Annotated in this window: 21 protein-coding genes and 1 tRNA gene; 8 read left to right on the top strand and 14 right to left on the bottom strand. The window is 58.0% G+C overall.

The window, feature by feature from the left end; all coding sequences use genetic code 11:
- The first annotated feature begins 1 nt into the window (after position 1).
- The 5 genes from pal to E5221_RS21855 all read left to right on the top strand — a co-directional run bounded on the left by pal (position 2) and on the right by E5221_RS21855 (position 2,951).
- Positions 2–502 carry a peptidoglycan-associated lipoprotein Pal gene (pal, locus tag E5221_RS21875; RefSeq protein WP_003254755.1) on the top strand — a complete coding sequence of 167 codons (501 nt, stop codon included), beginning with the start codon at positions 2–4 and terminating at the stop codon, positions 500–502.
- 6 nt (positions 503–508) lie between these two features.
- Entirely contained in the window at positions 509–1,315 is an 807-nt protein-coding gene (ybgF, locus tag E5221_RS21870; protein ID WP_004375252.1) for a tol-pal system protein YbgF, read from the top strand.
- A gap of 160 nt (positions 1,316–1,475) precedes the next feature.
- Positions 1,476–2,123, top strand: coding sequence for a 7-carboxy-7-deazaguanine synthase QueE (gene queE, locus E5221_RS21865; protein ID WP_015271468.1), 648 nt, complete (start codon positions 1,476–1,478; stop codon positions 2,121–2,123).
- A gap of 17 nt (positions 2,124–2,140) precedes the next feature.
- The gene (queC, locus tag E5221_RS21860; RefSeq protein WP_013973801.1) at positions 2,141–2,815 is read left to right on the top strand and encodes a 7-cyano-7-deazaguanine synthase QueC; all 675 of its coding nucleotides are present in this window, start codon (positions 2,141–2,143) and stop codon (positions 2,813–2,815) included.
- A gap of 60 nt (positions 2,816–2,875) precedes the next feature.
- Positions 2,876–2,951 (top strand) — tRNA-Lys (locus E5221_RS21855).
- Between the two features lie 338 nt (positions 2,952–3,289).
- Here E5221_RS21855 and E5221_RS21850 read toward each other — a convergent pair.
- The 5 genes from E5221_RS21850 to E5221_RS21830 form a co-directional block, all read right to left on the bottom strand.
- On the bottom strand, positions 3,290–4,543 hold the full coding sequence (locus E5221_RS21850) for a site-specific integrase (RefSeq protein WP_023628688.1): 1,254 nt from the start codon (positions 4,541–4,543) through the stop codon (positions 3,290–3,292).
- Positions 4,540–6,435 carry a MobH family relaxase gene (mobH, locus tag E5221_RS21845; protein WP_028690576.1) on the bottom strand — a complete coding sequence of 632 codons (1,896 nt, stop codon included), beginning with the start codon at positions 6,433–6,435 and terminating at the stop codon, positions 4,540–4,542. The genes E5221_RS21850 and mobH overlap by 4 nt, the downstream gene beginning before the upstream one ends.
- A gap of 94 nt (positions 6,436–6,529) precedes the next feature.
- Positions 6,530–7,477 (bottom strand): hypothetical protein, encoded by a 948-nt coding sequence (locus E5221_RS21840; RefSeq protein ID WP_023628686.1) that lies wholly within the window; start codon positions 7,475–7,477, stop codon positions 6,530–6,532.
- Between the two features lie 113 nt (positions 7,478–7,590).
- Positions 7,591–7,935, bottom strand: coding sequence for a type II toxin-antitoxin system RelE/ParE family toxin (locus E5221_RS21835; protein ID WP_232244444.1), 345 nt, complete (start codon positions 7,933–7,935; stop codon positions 7,591–7,593).
- Positions 7,936–7,948: 13 nt separating this feature from the next.
- Complete coding sequence (locus E5221_RS21830; protein WP_023628684.1) at positions 7,949–8,230, bottom strand: type II toxin-antitoxin system ParD family antitoxin; 282 nt, start codon at positions 8,228–8,230, stop codon at positions 7,949–7,951.
- Positions 8,231–8,343: 113 nt separating this feature from the next.
- Here E5221_RS21830 and E5221_RS21825 point away from each other — a divergent pair, with 113 nt between their 5' ends.
- Positions 8,344–8,694, top strand: a complete 351-nt coding sequence (locus E5221_RS21825; protein ID WP_023628683.1) for a hypothetical protein — start codon at positions 8,344–8,346, stop codon at positions 8,692–8,694.
- A gap of 39 nt (positions 8,695–8,733) precedes the next feature.
- On the opposite strand, the gene E5221_RS21820 is transcribed toward E5221_RS21825, so the two are convergent.
- The 5 genes from E5221_RS21820 to E5221_RS21800 are packed head-to-tail and all read right to left on the bottom strand — an operon-like array spanning position 8,734 to position 13,355.
- Positions 8,734–10,263 carry a conjugal transfer protein TraG N-terminal domain-containing protein gene (locus tag E5221_RS21820; RefSeq protein ID WP_023628682.1) on the bottom strand — a complete coding sequence of 510 codons (1,530 nt, stop codon included), beginning with the start codon at positions 10,261–10,263 and terminating at the stop codon, positions 8,734–8,736.
- Positions 10,260–10,616 carry a hypothetical protein gene (locus E5221_RS21815; protein ID WP_023628681.1) on the bottom strand — a complete coding sequence of 119 codons (357 nt, stop codon included), beginning with the start codon at positions 10,614–10,616 and terminating at the stop codon, positions 10,260–10,262. The genes E5221_RS21820 and E5221_RS21815 overlap by 4 nt, the downstream gene beginning before the upstream one ends.
- A gap of 2 nt (positions 10,617–10,618) precedes the next feature.
- Positions 10,619–11,941, bottom strand: coding sequence for an integrating conjugative element protein (locus E5221_RS21810; protein ID WP_230852929.1), 1,323 nt, complete (start codon positions 11,939–11,941; stop codon positions 10,619–10,621).
- 59 nt (positions 11,942–12,000) lie between these two features.
- Entirely contained in the window at positions 12,001–12,936 is a 936-nt protein-coding gene (locus tag E5221_RS21805) for a TIGR03756 family integrating conjugative element protein (protein ID WP_038707443.1), read from the bottom strand.
- Positions 12,936–13,355: a TIGR03757 family integrating conjugative element protein gene (locus E5221_RS21800; protein WP_023628678.1), complete on the bottom strand. Its 420-nt coding sequence runs from the start codon at positions 13,353–13,355 to the stop codon at positions 12,936–12,938. Before E5221_RS21800 ends, E5221_RS21805 begins: the two co-directional genes overlap by 1 nt.
- Before the next feature lie 192 nt (positions 13,356–13,547).
- On the opposite strand from E5221_RS21800, the gene E5221_RS21795 reads away from it, so the two are divergent.
- Both E5221_RS21795 and E5221_RS21790 read left to right on the top strand, forming a co-directional pair.
- Positions 13,548–13,829, top strand: a complete 282-nt coding sequence (locus tag E5221_RS21795; protein ID WP_023628677.1) for a hypothetical protein — start codon at positions 13,548–13,550, stop codon at positions 13,827–13,829.
- Between the two features lie 67 nt (positions 13,830–13,896).
- A complete protein-coding gene (locus tag E5221_RS21790) occupies positions 13,897–14,121 on the top strand; it encodes a hypothetical protein (RefSeq protein ID WP_038705586.1) in 225 nt (74 codons plus the stop codon).
- A 316-nt stretch (positions 14,122–14,437) separates the two neighbouring features.
- Here the strand turns inward: E5221_RS21790 and E5221_RS21785 are convergent, their stop codons facing one another.
- Genes E5221_RS21785 through E5221_RS21770 form a run of 4 tightly spaced genes read right to left on the bottom strand, consistent with a single transcriptional unit; the run spans position 14,438 to position 18,525 of the window.
- Positions 14,438–14,761: a hypothetical protein gene (locus E5221_RS21785; RefSeq protein ID WP_023628675.1), complete on the bottom strand. Its 324-nt coding sequence runs from the start codon at positions 14,759–14,761 to the stop codon at positions 14,438–14,440.
- A gap of 8 nt (positions 14,762–14,769) precedes the next feature.
- Entirely contained in the window at positions 14,770–15,414 is a 645-nt protein-coding gene (locus E5221_RS21780; protein ID WP_052062247.1) for a thioredoxin domain-containing protein, read from the bottom strand.
- The gene (locus E5221_RS21775) at positions 15,407–15,712 is read right to left on the bottom strand and encodes a hypothetical protein (protein WP_023628673.1); all 306 of its coding nucleotides are present in this window, start codon (positions 15,710–15,712) and stop codon (positions 15,407–15,409) included. The genes E5221_RS21780 and E5221_RS21775 overlap by 8 nt, the downstream gene beginning before the upstream one ends.
- On the bottom strand, positions 15,709–18,525 hold the full coding sequence (locus E5221_RS21770; protein ID WP_081011205.1) for a conjugative transfer ATPase: 2,817 nt from the start codon (positions 18,523–18,525) through the stop codon (positions 15,709–15,711). The genes E5221_RS21775 and E5221_RS21770 overlap by 4 nt, the downstream gene beginning before the upstream one ends.
- Positions 18,526–18,616 lie beyond the last annotated feature (91 nt).

Genomic DNA, 18,616 nt, shown 5'->3' with positions numbered 1-18,616 from the left:
GATGGAAATGCTGAAGTTTGGTAAATTTGCTGCGCTGGCTCTGGCCATGGCCGTAGCTGTAGGTTGCTCCTCGAAGGGCGGTGACAACGCAGGCGAAGGCGCTGCTGTAGATCCGAACGCTGGCTACGGTGCCAACACTGGCGCTGTTGACGGCTCCCTGAGCGAAGAAGCTGCCCTGCGCGCAATCACCACCTTCTACTTCGAATACGACAGCTCGGACCTGAAGCCAGAAGCCATGCGCGCCCTGGACGTTCACGCCAAGGACCTGAAAGCCAACGGCAACCGCGTTGTCCTGGAAGGCAACACCGACGAGCGCGGCACCCGCGAGTACAACATGGCTCTGGGTGAGCGTCGTGCCAAGGCCGTTCAGCGTTACCTGGTTCTGCAGGGCGTTTCCCCTGCTCAGCTGGAACTGGTCTCCTACGGTGAAGAGCGTCCGGTTGCCACTGGCAACGACGAGCAGTCCTGGGCTCAGAACCGTCGCGTAGAACTGCGTAAGTAAGTTCTTATGCGTATGTGCCGCCGTGTAGTAACCGTCCTCGCACTCAGCCTGCCGCTCGCGGCCTGGGCTGAGGTCCCTGTAGTTGATGACAACGCAGGCAGCTATCCGCCTGCGGGTTATGGCACGAGCGGCGCCTATGCCGGGTCAGGGGCTTCGGCCCCTGCCTCTGCACAGGGCCAGCTGTTCATGCAGCTGCAACAGATGCAGGATCAGCTTTCCCGCCAGCAAGGCATCATCGAAGAGCTGCAGAACGATGTGTCGCGCATGAAGCAGGAAAACCTGGAGCGTTACCAGGACCTGGACCGTCGCATCAACAGTGGCGCCGCGCCTGCCGCGACCCCTGACAATTCCTCCGGTGGTGGTGCATCCAATGCCGCCCCCGATGCAGCAGCAGGTGCTGCTGCGCAACAACCGGCCGCCAGTAGCGAGCCCGGTGATCCGGCGAAAGAAAAGCTCTACTACGATGCCGCTTTCGACCTGATCAAGCAGAAAGACTTCGACAAGGCCAGCCAGGCGTTCAACGCCTTCCTGCGCAAGTATCCCAACAGCCAGTACGCCGGCAATGCCCAGTACTGGCTGGGTGAAGTGAACCTGGCCAAGGGCGACCTGCCGGCTGCCAGCCAGGCCTTTGCCCAGGTCAGCCAGAAGTATCCGAAGCACAGCAAGGTGCCGGATTCGCTGTACAAGCTGGCCGACGTCGAGCGCCGCATGGGCCACACCGACAAGGTCAAGGGTATCCTGCAGCAGGTCATCACCCAGTACCCCGGCACCTCCGCCGCGCAACTGGCCCAGCGTGACCTGCAGAAGCTCTAAGCAGTACCGCTTGAAAGAAACCCGCGCTTGTCGCGGGTTTTTTCGTTAGAATCAATGCCCTTTTTTCGTAAACACGCTGCTGCGGATAACGCTATGTCGAGTCCGCGACAGTGCCTGACGGAGGCGGGCAGCCTGTTTAGCTGTCACGCCCGTGGCGAGCATGCAAGACACATTACGCATCACCGAAGTCTTTTACTCTTTGCAGGGTGAAACGCGAACGGCTGGGTTGCCCACGGTATTCGTGCGCCTCACCGGTTGCCCCCTGCGCTGCCAGTACTGTGACAGTGCCTATGCCTTCAGTGGCGGCACCGTTCGCACCCTCGATTCGATCCTTGAGCAGGTCGCCGGCTTCAAGCCGCGCTACGTTTGCGTCACCGGCGGCGAGCCATTGGCCCAGCCCAACGCCTTGCCGCTGTTGCAGCGCCTGTGTGACGCCGGTTACGAAGTGTCGCTGGAAACCAGCGGCGCGCTGGATATTGCTGGCACCGACACCCGCGTCAGCCGCGTGGTCGACCTGAAGACCCCAGGCTCCGAAGAGTCGCACCGTAACCGCTACGAGAACATCGAGCAGCTGACCCGCAACGACCAGGTCAAGTTCGTCATCTGTTCCCGTGAGGACTATGACTGGGCGGTCTCCAAGCTGATCCAGTACAACCTGGCCGAGCGTGCCGGTGAGGTGTTGTTCTCGCCCAGCCACCACCAGGTGAACGCCAGCGAGCTGGCGGACTGGATCGTCGCCGACAACCTGCCCGTACGCTTCCAGCTGCAGCTGCACAAGCTGCTGTGGAACGACGAACCCGGACGTTGATTGAGGAGCAAGCACACATGACCGACAAACGCGCAGTAATCCTGTTGTCCGGCGGCCTGGACTCGGCCACCGTGGTTGCCATGGCCAAGGCCGAAGGCTACAGCTGCTACACCATGAGTTTCGACTACGGCCAGCGCCACCGCGCCGAACTGAACGCCGCCGCCCGCGTTGCCCGCGACCTGGGTGTGGTCGAGCACAAGGTGATTGGCCTGAACCTGGACGGCATCGGCGGCTCGGCATTGACCGACAGCAGCATCGACGTGCCGGAAACCCCGGGTGAAGGCATCCCGGTCACCTACGTGCCGGCGCGCAACACTGTGTTCCTGTCCCTGGCCCTGGGCTGGGCAGAGGTGCTGGAAGCCCGTGACATCTTCATTGGTGTGAATGCCGTGGATTACTCCGGCTACCCCGATTGCCGCCCCGAGTTCGTCGAAGCCTTCGAGCGCATGGCCAACCTGGCGACCAAGGCCGGCGTCGAAGGGCAGGGCTTCCGCATCCAAGCGCCGCTGCAGAACATGAGCAAGGCGCAGATCGTGCAGGCCGGTATGGCCCGCGGCGTGGACTACAGCCTGACCGTTTCCTGCTACCAGGCCGACGATGACGGCCGTGCCTGCGGCAAATGCGACAGCTGCCGCCTGCGTGCCGACGGCTTCAAGGCAGCTGGTGTCGAAGACCCGACGCGGTACTTTTGAAAAAAGTCTGATGGGGTGTTGATTTCCCGTTAGAAATCAGTATTATACGCGCCATCCAACGGGTCGTTAGCTCAGTTGGTAGAGCAGTTGGCTTTTAACCAATTGGTCGTAGGTTCGAATCCTACACGACCCACCATTATTCACAGCGGTTCGTGAGTGCTAGAGAGGGGGGCTTGCCACAGCCATGTCTAGTCTTGCAGCCGTCTGGAGCGAACCTTAGGCTCGCTTCGGCGTGATGTCAATATGGAATAGCCCGCCACTTATGGCGGGCTTTTTCGTTCCTGGGCCAAAAAACTCAATGACTTAGGGGATTTGCGGGCTGCTCACCTCCGCGAAACCTCGCTTCGCGACGTCTCCAAAACACGCGCAGCCAAAGGCATGGCGCCAGTTTCCTAGCACCAGTGACCTGGAACAGTTATGTGCTATCTGCCCTGCTTCAGCTAACCATGTAGTGGCTCATTGCCATTCGTCGGTTCAGAACTTCGGGGAGGCACGGGCGTTGTACACAGTGCCTGCGACAGCAGAATGAGATCGAGCAAAAGGTGTAGACCCTGTTGTCGATGCCATCAGGCTGAACAGAAGGCTTGGTTGAAAGAGATCTTCGGGCGGTAGCAAAGCACTGGCACAGCTCTGCCTGAACTCAATCAGCAGACGTTCTGGTGCCGAGCAGCCACCTCCTTGATCATCTTCTTCGATCGTTATTCGTCGACCAGGCTCTGTGCGGGTACCGCTTTCACCAGGACGCGAATTTGGTGCACTACATTCATCCACCCGACGTACAAGCCTCAATGCCCCCTGCTGCATGCTGCGCTCGTGCAGTACGTCTCGCATGTGGTCATAGTCGGCTTCGATGTAGCTCATAGTGGTTGCGATGTTCGAATGGTTCAGCAGGTTCTTGGTCAGGTGGATGTTTCTTTCCGGCTGCTTCATCAGATCGGTTGCAAGCGTGTGCCTGAACCGGTGCGGAGTCATCCGCACCCCGAGCCTGATGATCAGCTTCTTGTACATCGCCTCGACCTGGTCCGAGTTCATTTCATGCCGCTTGTAATGGCGGGAGAAACGATTGACGTTGAACAGCTGGTCATCGGCGGCAAAGCCCGCTCGACGAGCTTCATCGACGAGGCGCTGAATGTGCGGCGCTAGCCCATCCATGATGGGAATGCGAAACTCGCGGTGTGTTTTTTCGGTTTCGCCGCGGACGAGAACCAGCCGTCGATCCCAGTCCACATCCTTGAGCCGGATGCATAGCAGTGCATTCAGCCGTATGCCGGTGTAGTAGAACATCTCGAAAGTTGCCAGCCAGAACCACGCTGGTGTGATTCTGGCCCGGTCCCCAGTCGACTCCTCCTGGTCAGCAAGACTTCTGAGCCACCGCCTTGCACGGACGATCGCTTCGCCGGCAATGATTTTGCTCTGTCGCTTCGGTGCAATTACCGTCGTCTTCTTGAATGGGTTCACATCGGTGTTGGGAAGAATCCCGTACTCGATGCCGTACCCCCATATTGTTCGGAGGTGATTGGAGTAAGTGTTCCAGCTGCGCTTCGACAGACCTCCTTCAATCAGCTTGTTCCTTAAGGCAAGGACGTCCCGTCGATCGATGGTCTCCACATCAACAGCGTTACCGAAGTTCTTTTCCAGCTTCTTCATTGCCGCGCCGTAGATTTTCGCGCTGGCAGGCCGGAGGTCGTGATCGACGAGGTATTCCCGGAGCAATTTCTGGGGCGTCATTCAGCGGCCCCTTCCGTCACTCGTCGCAAGCTTGGGTTGTTCAGGGGCTGCTCAGCAAAGATCAGCTTCGGATCAAGAAGCAAGTAGCCCCTCAGCTGCGTGGTCTTCCGTGGGCCTACTACATCGTAGGTCCAGATGTTCAGCTGCTTGCTGGTTTTCTGGTGGCTCTTCTCTTTCTCAAATGCGCGTTGTACATGCTGCCAGGCCGCTGTCCCCGGTTTACCGACGATCCTCTCAAGCTCCGGGTGCTCAAGCACATATCGCTTGAAGATCCCAGGGGTAACGAGCATTGCTGTGTCGTCGACGGTGTGAATCAGGGCCTTGGTATCGTTGATGATCAATTTGTGGGAGGCGACCCCGGCTTTGAGCCAGGCGATGAAAGCTCCTCCCAGCGAACTACTCGTAGGCATGGTGGTGACATCTTTTATTGCAGCATTCCTTGCTGTGGCTGCTAGAGAATCGTCAGCCGGCTCTACCTCTTCGAGTCCTTGCTGAGGAGGGGAGGCGGCTGCTGAGCCTGGGCTAGCACTTAGCTCTTCTGATGGCGCAGTGATATTACTATACAGTGACAGTAATTCTTCGCGCTCAGATGATCGGATCCCTTCGGTTGGAGTTGGCTGGACTAGGGCTCGAGGTCGTGCCGGCGGTTGAGTTGCATCGCCCGAGGGGGCGACTGGCTCATCCGGTACCGCACAGACGGTTTCCGCACTGGTGCCCGCCTGCGCGACTGTCTCCGGTTCCTGGTCCAGGGTGAGGCTGCCACCGTATAGAGGGGGGCGTTCGTCCGGATTCGGCCAGACGAGTACCGGCGAGACCTTTAAGAAGGTGAAGCTGTTCTTCCAACCGCGGCCGTTATCGATGGTGGCTTTCCAGATCGCCTTATCCTGGGCATTGGTCTGGATGATTGCCTGGTCCTGCAGCATGTTGAAGAACGGAGCATTGGAGGTTGGCACTCCCTCAATACCCTGGGTCAGCAAGTATGCCCGGAGCTGGTCTGCTGCTGGCTTACTCACCAGCCAAAGCGCATCTTGCGTCAGCCAACCATCTGCCGGTCCATCTGGCTGATTGAGCTTGAGTTTTTCTCGCACCAGGAATCGCAGACCGTCGGCCAGTTGTCGCTGCAGCGATTGCTTTGGGGCCGCCAGCGCGCGTTCAGGATTGCCTCCCAGTTGCTGGGCAACGGAAGCTTTATCCGCCTGGATCACCATTTCGCCGAGGATGCCGGCGTGCTCGTACTGGCCGGCGAGAAGGTAGATCAGTTGCTTCCATAATTCAGGGAAACCGCTGAGCCAGTCCAGGATTCCGGTGTCCAGGACTTGCATGTACACAAGAGCTGAAGCAGCCCCGTGCAGTTGGTACTCCCTACCTTTCACATACTTGAACCGGTAGGGGCGGTTGATCGGGCCGTGCCATGGGTGCCATGCGCGGCCATCTTCGAGCTCGACGCGGAGGTCAACAGCGATCTTCCCCAAGTCGTGTAGCAACGCGCCGTAGGCGGCCGCTGCAGTCCAGGCTTCTGCTTGAGCGGATTGGGACTCCGGTGGAGCGCCTATTGGCAGAAGGTGCGTCTGCCGGATCTTTAGGGCATAGGCCACGATCTCCAGGCCGTGGTCCAGGAGTCCGCCAAGGTGGGCATGGTGATGGTTTTCAGAGGCAGGGAGCAGCTGCACCAGCTCAGCGTAGCGCTCGAGCGGTTTAAGGTAGAGGGTATTGAACTGAGCTCGTGAGAGCGAAGCCCGGCGCCAGATGTTCTCCAGGAGCTGCTGACGGAGTGGGCTCTGCAGGAGAGCAGTAGCCTTCGCCGGCAGATGGAAGCCCTGTGGTGAGGCTTCTGGTGTTGGTTTAGCCGGTTTGCGGCTCAACCAGGAGAGGAGTTGCATAGGGTGCTCCATGGGGTGTGCATGGAGCGGGCTTTTCTCTTAATGCCAAGATGGCATCAACGGTAAAGCGAATTCCGAGGGGAACGGATTTCTTGGCAGATGGCCATCATTCGGGAGGGTAGAGGGTCACGTTGTCCCCCTCTACGACGATGGTGTGCCCGGAGCTACCCAGCCCAAATTCGTTTCTTGAGCCATTAAACGTTCCAGATGGTGTGTTAAAAGTGAAATTTTCAAATATTACGTATTGATAGACGTTGAAGCCCGAACCGTAAAGGCCATCCTTTCCTCTTGGATACTCTTTGAATTGAACATTGTTGTACTCGGGTTTCAGTAGGCTAACAAATGCTTTTTCGGCATCTGCTATAGTGCGCGAGCTATTAATATCCAAAACCATGTCATCCATTTCATCCTCAGGCGCCCATGTCTGAATAATAAGTGGATCAATGTCGAAGAAGAATAATACGATTTCGTCTGAAACTCGATTCGATGGGGTTGGGTAGCGAATCTGTTCTTCTGTAAGGATCTCAACACGACCTTGATGAGCTTTATTTAGCAGTCGCTCGAAACTATCCTGCTTGTTTGCTATCCCAACATAAAGTAGGTCGTAGTTGCAAACAATGGCGTGATTGTTGAATCCTTGTAAGTTTGGGTTCCCCCTAGATTTTTCCCAGTATACTGAATCGGGGGTATACCAGGTGTGTGAGTGCATCTTCTCACCAGGACCTGGACGGTTGTGTCCGATCTGAATTATTTGGTCGTCCCAGGCCGCATGTACCGCTCCCCCAAGGGGTACATTTGCTTGCAGATTAATATAGCCCCAGTCAACTGTCTCTCCTGCTAACTTAATTTCTATCCGGGCAATGTCATTTACTGTGTCGACGATTCGTACATCGCCAAACTCTGTCCGTGGCCTAGCCCCGATCATGTATAACTTGCTACGTTTAAGCTTTGCGGCGAAAGCTGCATTTGCTTCGTCTCTAAAGTCCTTGCTCATGCTGTTTATGAACGGGGGGTGTACCGTCGCAAGGCGGACCATTTTCCCTAAGAAACTCATCGACTAACTCCTTGACGCCCTTTCAGTTTTTGGGCCCTTTCAGGTAAGGCTTTTACCCTTGTGATCCATTCCATTATCCATTCAAGCCCATTTTCTGTTGAGCCATTTACCCTTTACTGCTGATGCAGGTGTTTCAAATTCTGTGCGACCTCCATAGCATCGTGGAGGACTCGTAGTATCTCAACGATTTGATCTGTCCCAGCTCGGTAGAACACGATATGTCGAGGTCTAATCACGCGGCCGTCAGTCATCTGCAGCACGTTGAATGACAGATGCAGGCTACGAAGGCCCGGGGAAAGCTCATCACGCATTTTGCTGTCTACCGGCGTCGGCTGTTCAGCTAGGGCGAGGAACGTCTGCTGTAGCAGGTCTTGATACCGACTCCTGACGGACTGACCGAGCCTCACCTCAGTGAAGCGAAGCGTATCGGCGATGTCGATGCATGCCTGGGGGGACATGCGAACCATGGCCCTACTCATGCTTTTCGCCCGCCAGTCTTCCAAGATTATTGAGGTAGGCTGCCAGATTGGCCGGATCGATTTCATCGTATTGGCCTGCTTCGACCTGCATGATGCCCACTGATGTTGCGTTGCGCAGCGCTTCGAGTCTGGCTGCCTCAGCTGCTTCATGCTCAAGCAGCATCCGGATGCCTGCACGCACGACCTCGCTGAAGTTCTGGTAACGACCCGTGCTGACTAGTTCATCAATGGACTGCTCCATTGGCTGTGGAACGACGACATTGTGGGTGGCCATGGATGTGAACCTGATGAGTGGTGATGGCGTTTTATGCCATACCCCTTGCGAAAATGCCAAAGCTGTCGTATATCTGATGGCAAGATGCTCTCATAGGGCAAGGAGATTGAATCATGACTGCAGCCGCCAAACACTCGATTGCCTTCCGCTTAGGCCGGGCCCTGGGAGGTGTGGCGCGCTTCTGCATGCATGACTTGAATCCGACAGTCCGTTGGGTTAAGCGGGTAGTCCTCGCCATGGTAATTGCGCTCATTTTAGCCAACTCGATAAGCTGGCTTATGTCGGTGCTGCTGACGGTCATTTCACTTGCTCTCGGCCTGTACGCACTTTCCAAAGCTGACCTGGATAAGGTTGATATGTTCTCCGAGGATAAAGAAGCCCCCTATGGTCGGGACGGAGTTATGGGCTGCCCTCTCAATATGTGGGGCGAGCGTACTGACGGTCTTGATCGGGATCTTCCTTGAAAAGCTTGGTCTCAGTAAAGGACCAAGCTTTTATCAACGCTACTGCCCACCGATTGACTTCACTGCCTTCTGAGCCATTTGTCCCCCTTCGCTGCCAGCTTTTCCTACAGCGTCGGTTCCTTTGGTTAGACCGTTAAGGATCGTCCCTGTTTGCACTCCAGCCCAGCCGAGAGCAACTATCCAGAAGGTCGGGAGGATGATGAACATCGAACCCATGACGAAGTTCAGAATCGCGTCTTGAGTGGTGGTGTTCAAGCCCATCACTGGATCAAAGGATAGGTGTGGTGAGCCCGAACCATACAAAACGTCGATGATTGTGCTGTCGACCCATCTTGCCAGTTGGAACCAAAAGTCTACAAATATTAACGCGAACATTGTTACTGACATGGTCATGGCAACTTTCAGTTGATACGCACCGATTATCAGCACCAGTGGAATGCTGATGACCATGGCCATCTTGAGGAAGGCCACTACCATCGGTAAGGCTTGGCGCACCATGTCCATCGCCGGGAAGAAGGCCAGCGACCCGACGGCGACCCCCAATGTTCCGCCTGCACGTGCAAGGCCGTTCCAGACGGTTCCATCGACCTGTCCACCATAATCGGTGTAGACGTCGCCGTTGACCTGGCTAGAAGGCGACACGAGCTGGCGAATCATCGAGTCGGTGACTTCCTCCTGGGACAGCCACTTTGCCCACCCGAGGAACTGGTTCAGCAAACTAGGATCGACTTGGGCTTTCAGTCGGTCCCGCAGGCCGATGTTCCCGTCAGACCACCACTGTTTGCAAGTGGGATACCCACCACCACCGGTAACCTGGGGCATGCCATCATCTCGTTTCGTGTCATACGGCCAGGATGTACGGGGTGTTCTGGAGTAATCCGTGTCGTAGTAACCAGCCGTGTTCAGCAGGTAGTGGGACCCGATCCAGTTCAGGTCCTGTAGGGCCTTCTGGTCTTTGGCGATCGACCCAATGTCGGGCTGACGCATGAACAGGCGCGCGCGGGAAGGGCCGAAGCAATCATGGGTGAAGTCTGCCACCTCCTGCGCGAGCAGAGGATTGCCGATCCTCATCGCGTCGACCTCCATGCGCATTTGCCTGAGATCTGTACCGCAGGGGATTGCTGCAACAGCGCCGCTATTCAACCCCTTGGACAGCGCGTGTACGAGCGCCCACCACACCGGCACCTTCGCGCTCTTGCCGGCCAACGAGCTGAAGGTGGTGTTCCAGCCTGTCTCCGAGGGCGCCGGCGTCAGTACCTGGCACTGCTTCCCTCGCGCCTGGTCGAACTGCAGAGTGTCAAATCCCACGGAGATGGCTGGCACAGCACACAGTGAAACAACCACATACCCAACGTACAGCTGGGTTTCAATGCGAGCCAGGGACAGCACCCCCTTGTTGCCCTCGTCAGCGCCTTCTCCTCGGACTTTGATCCACTCACGGGCCACGATGATGATAAAGGGCAGGGCGAAAAGGCCCGTGTCCGAAATCATGTCCCAGATCCCGTTGTTGATGATCCACCCTACCAGGGTGAGGTAATACTCGAGGTAGTCGTTCGTATAGAGCGTCATAGGACCTCCGACCAGGTGATTGGCGCCTTCGAGATCTCGATGATCACGAACAACAGGAGTACCAGGAACTCGATCCGCTGAACCCCCTTGGACGACTGATCTTCGTCGCTCCCAGGCAGACGCGCCTTGAGCTTCACCCACGCGAAGACGATGCTGCCATAGAGGGCGAGTCGCCATAGCAACAGTGGCAGGTAATTGCCCTCACGCCACTTCAACCAGGTGTCGAACACGCCCAGATGATTGACCGCGATGACGCCGAGCAACACGCTCAGCAACAGCATCACCACGCTCAATAACACGCCTCCCAGGAGGACTTTGAGGGGGTGGGCTTTTTTCTCGACATCTTCCGCCATGGTCACTCCTTGCCGGCAGGCTTCTGCAGCTGAATCAGGCGATCCTGTTCAGGCGCCGCTTCGTAGATCGAGCGGGAACTTTCGGCGCGCGACTTGCTGCGCTCGATGATCTTCATCGGAGAGTTGTTGGCGAGCTGCTGCCGCATGTCGAGCTCGGTCTTGAGGTTGGTGATGAGTTGCTGAAGCGTGTCGACCTGGCCGAGTGTGGCCTCAACGGCGAGCTTGTTCGCATTCACGTTGGGTTCCTTGCTGCCTGTAATCAGCATGCGCTGCAGCAGCAGACCTTTCTCCAGGACATCAGCCAAGGCGACCTCGGATGCCAGGCGGGAGGCCAACACCGCCTGATCCCGCTCGTCACGAAGGGCAGTAACTACGCCGCGGGTAATGGGGAGGGAGTCACTGCTTGCTTCACGCAGCTTCTCGGAGGTGATCTGGGTCCCGGGCTTCAAGAGCTCCTGCAGGGCCGCGAGCTTCTTGTCGTATGTTTCCTGGATCAGCGGGGTCAAGCCCACACCCGGAGTCGATGTAGTCGTGCATCCTTCACAGGTCTGTAGCTGCTGTTCACCCAGGACCCGGTTTGCGAACTGGGCGGCTTCGGCCGGAGACTCCCAACTGCCGCATACCAGTCCATTGGAGCAGCTGGACTGCGGGATGCTCGAGGTGTCCTGAGCTGCGCGATTGTTGAGGAGGTTGTAGCCTGCTTTGGCAACATCCCCAACCACTTTGATGGGCTGCTGCCCATTGCCACCGGCCTGTTTACCGCCGACCCAAGTCACGCCGTTCGATCCTGGTGCTTGCTCGACCTTGTCGACCACTGCCACGGCATCGTTGCTCGATGCCAGGGCTTGCCCCATCTTCTGACCTTCGGCAACCTTGCCCCACCCCATCTGGCCGCCGGCAATGTCGGCCATCCGTTCGGCCATCGCCCTGCAGGTTCCCTTCGATCGGTCGTAGTCGAGGCGCGCCTGCAGGATCCCGTTGGTCAGCAGGTTGTAGAGGGCGGGATTTGCCCGCTGCAGGATCAGTGCCGGCAACGACGTGACAGCGCCGGTCGCGTTCTGGATGACGCTGCCCATGATCTGTTGGAAGCCCTGTGTTGCGCCGTTCAGCTGGTTCTGCAGGGTGTTGCTGAGGTCCATGTTTCCGCAGACCAGGTTGTTCTGCCAGCCGGCGCCGACGGTGATGCTTTCCATCTGGCCAGCGCTGCCCATCTGGACAGCGCTGCCGCCGCCGATACTGTAGAGCACGTCGTCCCCGATCACGCTGCCCTGGGACTCCACCTTGATTGGGTCGGCGGCCTCAGCCATACACCAGGTACTGCCCATGCCAGTAGCGAGAATGATGGCGATGGTAAATTTGTTCATATAGCTCTCCAGGTCTTATCTCATTGGAAGTCAGTGCTTCCCAGGAAGGTCTGGCCTTTGCGCTGGCAGCATGAATAGGGCCGCCACAGGGCCCAGGCATAGGCTTCGTCGACTGCATCGGCATTCGGGCCAGGGGAGGGGAACACGGCGCAGGTAGGGCTGATGGTTGGCGTCAGCTCCTGCCACTTGCCTGTGCTGGCATCACCTTCTTTCAGTTCCCCGGCAGGCCAGTAGCCAGGCTCCGGCAGGGAGCGCATAGGCAGGTATACGTGGGGTTGTCCTACCCGCGTCGTGATGTCACCGGCACGCTGGGCGATGACTGCACCGGCCTTGAAGTCGTCGACCTGGTGGATGAACCCGCTCCGTGGGTAGACGCTCCCCCACATGTCGGCCGAGAGAAGTCCACCGACCTCCCGCATGCCGGGGATCAGGGCCTCTGGATAGACGGATTCGGGAACCCCGTACCGCCATGCGAGGGTGTCCAGGGTGCTGAGCATGTAGGGCACGTAGGGGGTCGTCGCGCCGTGGCAGGAATAGCCAAAAGAGCTTACAAATCGGCTGAATACCGCAGCTCCAGGGTGGCCGATGACGTCAGCCTCCTTGAACTTGGTGATGTTGTTCTCGGCGTTGTGGTTGGTAGTCCCATCATTACCGGCTTGCGCCGTCGCATTCGGCGCCCCCATGGGGCTTACCTCTGTCCACGGATTCCCCCCTGTGTTGGCATAGGCGGATACCACTGCGTCCGGAATGTAGTGCCGGACTTTGGTTGAGGTTTTGACCGTGCAGCCAACGGGTGTGCAGAGCAGCCAGTAGCAGATGCCGACTACTTTGTATTCCAAGCAGGTAGGCGAGGTGGTGGAGGCGAGAATCGCCGCTGAGCTGATGGCCGCGTAGGCTGAGAAAGGTAGCGCCGAGGTTAGAAGCCCAGCCAAGGTGAGTCGCGAGATTCGTCTCATCATCGTCCCCTTGCCTGGTTGATTGCCTGAATGGCAGCAGCCACGTCGGGTTGGCCGTAGATCACAAACCGGCGATCGACAACGACTGCCGGCACCTTCGAGACCCCAACACTCCAGGCATCGGCATTGCCCTGCTGAGCGGCAGCTAGCTGTTGCATAAGGGCAGCTCCGGCCGGCGTGCCCATTAGTTGCCTAGCGGCGAGCGCGGCTTGGTGCGGGTTGGGTGGTAGCTTCCTGGACAACTGCTCCTCGATGCGCTGTTGATCATCGAGCTTGATGACACGCACATCTGCCGGTACGGAGGTGAGTGGGTGCGCCGCGTCTGTGATGGCCCAGGTCTCGGCATGCGCGGTACCGGTGGCCAGCGCGGCGACGAACAACGGGATCACTCGCGATGAAGGCGGGGGGATATTGAACATGAGGCTGCACCTGAAGTGGGGACGGGTACAGGAAAACGGATCGGCCCGCCAGGCGCAGTAGGAAATAGATATCTGACGGTACTTGGATTTCTCGGTGAATCCCCACACGGGCGTAAGCGAGGCGTTTTCGGTCTGGCAGACTCGTTGAGGTGACTCCATACTGCCCGGATCAGCACTTACACTGGAACGGACATGCGCAAAAGAGGACAAGTATTCTGGGAGTGGGCGGATCCCGATCTGCACTTCAGGAACTTCGATGAGCGGATGGCCGACGGCTCCCTCATTAACATTCAGGTGCGGGTCTCTCGCGAGCACCTGACTCAGCTATTTCTCGGTATCTATGCTCTGGATGGAAAGCTTTTGCTCGAAGAGGGCCATATGGACTGCAAAGGGCAGACTATGACGGCTGCGATGACCTGGGCCCTTAAACGCGCTCATTCTTGGATTGAGAGCGATAAACTCGCCAACCGATAAGCGGTTGATGGCGCTCAGGTGGCACTGGAGTATTTTCTATACCGGTTTGACGCAAGGAGGCAGGCTGGTGAAGGACGCCATACCCACCAACCAAGAAGTGGCGGCCATTCTTGGGATTGATGAGGCATCGGTTGAGAAGTTTCGGCAGGAGACCCATCGCCTGCAGGATGGCGCGTGGCTGGTGCAGTTTGCCTATTGGATGCCTCAGGAACTGCGTCAGGGTCTCACCGGTAGTTTCACGCTGACCATCACACTTCCTCCAGATCCTCATGATCGTCGAGAGCGTGAGTGAGTTGTGGGTATCCGGTCGCTGATGCCCAAGTCACTGCGGCGGATGATCGGTTTCGAAGTATTACTGCCTCCATGACATCCCGCTGCAGTTCACAAATATCGTTGTTGAGTTGCGTCACGGAGGCCGACAAGCCGACGGCATCGTGTGAGTCGGATAGCTGCTGATAGAGCTTTTCAAGTTGAACACTCAAAAAGCTGTGTCTACTGGCGAAACCTTGTAGTTCCATCATCCCGTTCACCTCCACAATCACACCGACAGAGACTGGGCGAAGGGAAGTCCGTTCCCCTCGGATCTCAGGTCGTTACAAGAATGTGAACTAGTCGAACCATTCCTCGTCACCTGGATCAAGTTCTTCCAGGTTCATATCGAGCTGCAGCTCGATCACGGTCCCGGGCGCTGGGGCATACCAGTCGACTATTACGAACCGACCTTTGCCTGTGGTCGCGTCATAGTCCATGAGCACGCAGTCGTCGTTCCACTCCTGGAGAGCCCAGCTCAGCTCATCGTGTGAGGGGAATTCTTCCCCGGTCGACTCAAGCTGAAACCATCCATGGCCAGAGCCTGCGCTTGGGAAGAACCTGCTTGGTAGATTGCTTTCTTCGTCATTATTGTCGATGCGGGAGACCGTGATCTTGATCATTACCCTGGCTACTCCTTGCTCGCAGTGGCCTGGGCTGCGAGGTCATCCACGACCGACAGCAGTGTGGCGCTATCCACGGGACCTTCCAGGCGCATGCTGTGCCCCGTCAAACTGTCGGTGACCTCGATCGTAGGGGTAGCGGCAATGCCCCGGCCCTTGGCCACAGCCAATTGCTGTTCAATGGCTGCTCGGATATCCAGTCTTGTCCTCGCGCAAGTGGAAAGACCTTCTGCAGAGATGCCAGGTACCTCCAACTCATCAGCGAGCCCCTGGCCATTGCCACGTGTGCGCAGCAGGACCTGGTCGATCGCTTCCCAGAACGCCGAAGCCCCGCCCAATGAACCCGCGCATTGAACGAGCCTTGCCTCTGATACTGCTGCAGGGCCATGACTATCGAGAGGGAAGTGATGCCAAGCGAGCTTCACGTTCTCTTGCTCGCTCACCCATCGCTTCAGTTGTGGCGTGTATGCCCTGCAGTATGGGCATTCCAGATCGGCGTACTCCGTGATCACCCAGCGGGCACTGGACGGACCGAAATACCAGGTCTCATCGGCGGGGCGTGCGCTGTTGTTCTTTGCCAGCAGCCAGCCAGCGCCGAGGCCAGTGATCGCGATGATGCCGACCACGATGAGTTTGAGCCTGTTCTTACGCATGCTCATCCCCCCGAGCATGAGGGGGGACCTCAGGCTGGCCGAGCTTCTGCAGGGCGGCCTGTAGATCGTGAATGGCTCCGTCAGGCTGAGGGTGCTCCTTCAGCCACTCATCCAACACGGACTGAACCAGCGGAATGATGTCGCGACGATCGAGGGCGTTATTTTTGATCTGTTGCAGCTCGTCAATGAGCACTGGTGCGCAAACCGACAATGACTGGAGTGTGTCGTGCCCGGGCTCTTTGAGCAGCTGGGTCAGGCTATCAATGATGTTCTGGGTCAGGGTATTCATGACTCTCATGCCACGCGCTCCACGGCCTTCTTTGATTCGGGTAAGGTGATGGGATAGGGAGTGATACCGCGTTTGTGGTCCAGGTCCGCGGCCACCTGCAGTGCTGCGTGTAGCTCATCGCAGCCGAGCGCCTGCATGGTTTCGTAACGCTGCCGCTTTTCTTCTGGCTCGGTCATGGCCAGAGCAAGGCACAGGCTGGGTGGCACCACACGGAACAGCATCTCGATCCGCTTGGCCAGGACGATGCCCTCGGTGAACTTGCCGTTTTCCTTTCGTGCCGAGAGCATCATCGTCTTCTGCGCCGGCGTGAGCTCACGAAAACGCGCGATTTTCTCCACCTCGTCAGGCGGCATGTTCAAGCAGATCCACCACTCGATCATGTTCAGCAGGGCGGATGCTTCTGGAGGGATGTCGTCAACGTTCTGGGTTGCCATCCAGTACCAGGCACCTAGTTTTCGCCACATCTTGGTGATCTTCACCGAATACGGGGAGAGCAGTGGCACCTTCAATGGGATGTGGCCTTCGTCGGTGAAGGCAATGAGTGGTCGGCCTTTGAACTGGTCCCGCTCTGCGATGTTGTTGATGGTGTTCAGCAGGGAGATGTAGGCGATGGCCATCTGGGCTTGATAGCCCTCACGAGCGTAGGTGGCCAAGTCGACGATTGTGATGTCAGCTTCCGGCCAGGCGGTACCAGGACGGTTGAACATCTCAGCCTCGGTGCCCATGGTGAACATCCCCATGGCCTCGGCCATCTCCATGAACCGGTTGCGCCGGCTTTCAGGGAGCTTGTCGTCGCTGGCCATCGCCTGCAGCGCTGCGCTGATGTCTTCAGTCAACACCGGACGGTTTTTACTTACGCACAGCTCGGCGGCGTTGATGATGCACTGCCGGATGGCACTGCGGTCGGCCCGAGTGAGTCGCGCATCCTCCTTCGATTCGCCGCCAGTGATCATCAGGCGGGCTGTGATCTCCAGCTCGCCCAGGATGTCCCTCTGTTCGTCCTCCATCCCCGCCAGTGCGTCGGTCAGGTGCTGGTCCGATGCATCCACGTCCGAGGCATCCAAGACCTTGACCTGGTCCTTGTTTTTTACGAGCTGCACGGCGTCGACGAACGGGGCGAGGCTCACGCCGCTACCCGGAGCGAGCCGTACCCGGTTGACGGTCAGGCCAAGCCGCTTGGCGAAATCGCCCAGCAGGCCGAAGCTGTTGCCGGCCTCGATGATGAAGAGTCGAGGGCGGTAGAGCGCAATGGCCTGCATGATCAGGTAGTTGGCTGTGGCAGATTTACCCGCGCCGGTGGGGCCGAACAAGAACAAGTGCGCGTTCATTTGTCGGTCGAGCTTGTTCAGCGGATCGAAGGTCAGCGCTGCCCCCCCTCGATTGGAAAGGGTGAAGCCCGGGTTACCTGTGCCAGTGGAGCGCCCCCAGACTGGAGCCAGATTGGCGATGTGCTGGGTGAACATAAGCTGGGTGTACCAATCCAAGGCGCGGTTTTCATTCGGGTCGAAGTTGCATGGCAACCAGCGCAGGTAGCTGTTTAGAGGAGCTACCTCGTCCTGTGACTGGACTGGTTGCATGCCGGCGCCGAGGAGCACGTTGCACAAGCTAGTCGTGCGCTCCTCGAGCACGGCTTTATTCTGACCACGGAGGAAAAACGCGACACTTCCCCGGTAGAGCTTGTGCTTTCGTCCGAGAAGGGACCGCGCCGTTTCAACGTCATCCCGGGTGTGACTGGACGCCTGGGTATCCCCGATAGCCTTCCTGGATAGCTGTTCGAGATGCCCTTCCAGCAGATCCTGCGGGGTCGGCACCATGGTGATGCACAACACGGTATCCTCCGGCAGCCGGTCGAACAGCGAGTTCAATGAGTCGGCCTGCTTGGTCTCACCGGTCAGATGCCCAGTGAGGGGGGCATTTTTCAGGCGATCCAGCATCACAACCCGGTGCGGCATGCCGTCGAACGACCAGAGACCGCTGTCGATATCCGAGCGCGGTTCTCTGTAGAACAAGTTCTCTGAGAAGTCGGTGCCGCTCGCCACCGGCAGCTCACCCTCTTGCAACTCGCGGGCTGGCTGGCACACCTCTTCGTAGAAACGTCGGATATCGCGCTCAGTCGACCCCAGGTGATCTGGGTGTGGATTGAACCAGCCTACGAGCCAACGCTTGATCGCATGGCCATCCATGCGTTTGGTTGTCACGCCGGCGTTGGCCAGGGATCCTTTAAGACGGTCGCAGATCGCTTTGAGGTAGGCGGCAGGCTCCTGGCCGCGCACCACGACGTCCTGTTTCTTTACTCGGCGATACACCACCAGGCGGACTTTCCGTGTCTGACCACGCCACGGGAGGTTGCTGACTGCCGTGTCGACGAACAATCCACCTGGCTTGGAGATAGACTCGAGGTGGTGGCGGAACAGCGCGAGGTAGAGCTTGGTGAAATCCGTGTTCTCAGCCCGGGGCTGGACGTAGGCCTGGAGTTTTTGCAGGTAGTCGGTCCAGTCCGTTTCGTCCTGGGCATAAAGCTGCACTACCCAGTGAGAGCTCTCGAGTTCGTCGAAACTGTCCTGCAGGACACCTTGCAACGCATCGCGAGCTTGTTGAAGCCAGTCGTCGGAGCGTCCCTCGGTCCCGATCGGGATCAACTCGAAAAACGCCGCCCTGGAAATGCCATCCTCGAGGAGCATGGCCTCTTCCTCGGGCAGGTATTCTGCCCATGGCAGCATGTCCACGAACGACGGGTTGACCTCGTATATCCTCGCCACGTCAGTTTTTGTCGCCGGCCGACGTTTAGGGTTTTGCCAGTCGATGGGTGAAGGGATGCCCATGGACTCCAGGCGAGCTATGTACCGGTCATTCGCAGCCTGGCGGTCTTCTTCGTTGATGACAGTACTGGCTGTTGCGGGATAGTCGTCGACA

Origin of the sequence: Pseudomonas sp. A2, assembly GCF_023100865.1 — a bacterium.
In the GTDB taxonomy this organism is placed as follows: domain Bacteria; phylum Pseudomonadota; class Gammaproteobacteria; order Pseudomonadales; family Pseudomonadaceae; genus Aquipseudomonas; species Aquipseudomonas asiatica.
The sequence above is the reverse complement of the archived record's forward strand: the minus strand, read 5'-3'. Positions and strand labels throughout refer to the sequence as shown.

What these genes read in the sequence shown, in the direction of transcription:
- pal (WP_003254755.1), top strand. Translation starts at nt 2, where the DNA reads ATGGAAATGCTGAAGTTTGGTAAATTTGCTGCGCTGGCTCTGGCCATG.
- ybgF (WP_004375252.1), top strand. Translation starts at nt 509, where the DNA reads ATGCGTATGTGCCGCCGTGTAGTAACCGTCCTCGCACTCAGCCTGCCG.
- queE (WP_015271468.1), top strand. Translation starts at nt 1,476, where the DNA reads ATGCAAGACACATTACGCATCACCGAAGTCTTTTACTCTTTGCAGGGT.
- queC (WP_013973801.1), top strand. Translation starts at nt 2,141, where the DNA reads ATGACCGACAAACGCGCAGTAATCCTGTTGTCCGGCGGCCTGGACTCG.
- E5221_RS21850 (WP_023628688.1), bottom strand. Translation starts at nt 4,543, where the DNA reads ATGACGCCCCAGAAATTGCTCCGGGAATACCTCGTCGATCACGACCTC.
- mobH (WP_028690576.1), bottom strand. Translation starts at nt 6,435, where the DNA reads ATGGAGCACCCTATGCAACTCCTCTCCTGGTTGAGCCGCAAACCGGCT.
- E5221_RS21840 (WP_023628686.1), bottom strand. Translation starts at nt 7,477, where the DNA reads ATGAGTTTCTTAGGGAAAATGGTCCGCCTTGCGACGGTACACCCCCCG.
- E5221_RS21835 (WP_232244444.1), bottom strand. Translation starts at nt 7,935, where the DNA reads ATGTCCCCCCAGGCATGCATCGACATCGCCGATACGCTTCGCTTCACT.
- E5221_RS21830 (WP_023628684.1), bottom strand. Translation starts at nt 8,230, where the DNA reads ATGGCCACCCACAATGTCGTCGTTCCACAGCCAATGGAGCAGTCCATT.
- E5221_RS21825 (WP_023628683.1), top strand. Translation starts at nt 8,344, where the DNA reads ATGACTGCAGCCGCCAAACACTCGATTGCCTTCCGCTTAGGCCGGGCC.
- E5221_RS21820 (WP_023628682.1), bottom strand. Translation starts at nt 10,263, where the DNA reads ATGACGCTCTATACGAACGACTACCTCGAGTATTACCTCACCCTGGTA.
- E5221_RS21815 (WP_023628681.1), bottom strand. Translation starts at nt 10,616, where the DNA reads ATGGCGGAAGATGTCGAGAAAAAAGCCCACCCCCTCAAAGTCCTCCTG.
- E5221_RS21810 (WP_230852929.1), bottom strand. Translation starts at nt 11,941, where the DNA reads ATGGGCAGTACCTGGTGTATGGCTGAGGCCGCCGACCCAATCAAGGTG.
- E5221_RS21805 (WP_038707443.1), bottom strand. Translation starts at nt 12,936, where the DNA reads ATGAGACGAATCTCGCGACTCACCTTGGCTGGGCTTCTAACCTCGGCG.
- E5221_RS21800 (WP_023628678.1), bottom strand. Translation starts at nt 13,355, where the DNA reads ATGTTCAATATCCCCCCGCCTTCATCGCGAGTGATCCCGTTGTTCGTC.
- E5221_RS21795 (WP_023628677.1), top strand. Translation starts at nt 13,548, where the DNA reads ATGCGCAAAAGAGGACAAGTATTCTGGGAGTGGGCGGATCCCGATCTG.
- E5221_RS21785 (WP_023628675.1), bottom strand. Translation starts at nt 14,761, where the DNA reads ATGATCAAGATCACGGTCTCCCGCATCGACAATAATGACGAAGAAAGC.
- E5221_RS21780 (WP_052062247.1), bottom strand. Translation starts at nt 15,414, where the DNA reads ATGCGTAAGAACAGGCTCAAACTCATCGTGGTCGGCATCATCGCGATC.
- E5221_RS21775 (WP_023628673.1), bottom strand. Translation starts at nt 15,712, where the DNA reads ATGAGAGTCATGAATACCCTGACCCAGAACATCATTGATAGCCTGACC.
- E5221_RS21770 (WP_081011205.1), bottom strand. Translation starts at nt 18,525, where the DNA reads ATGGGCATCCCTTCACCCATCGACTGGCAAAACCCTAAACGTCGGCCG.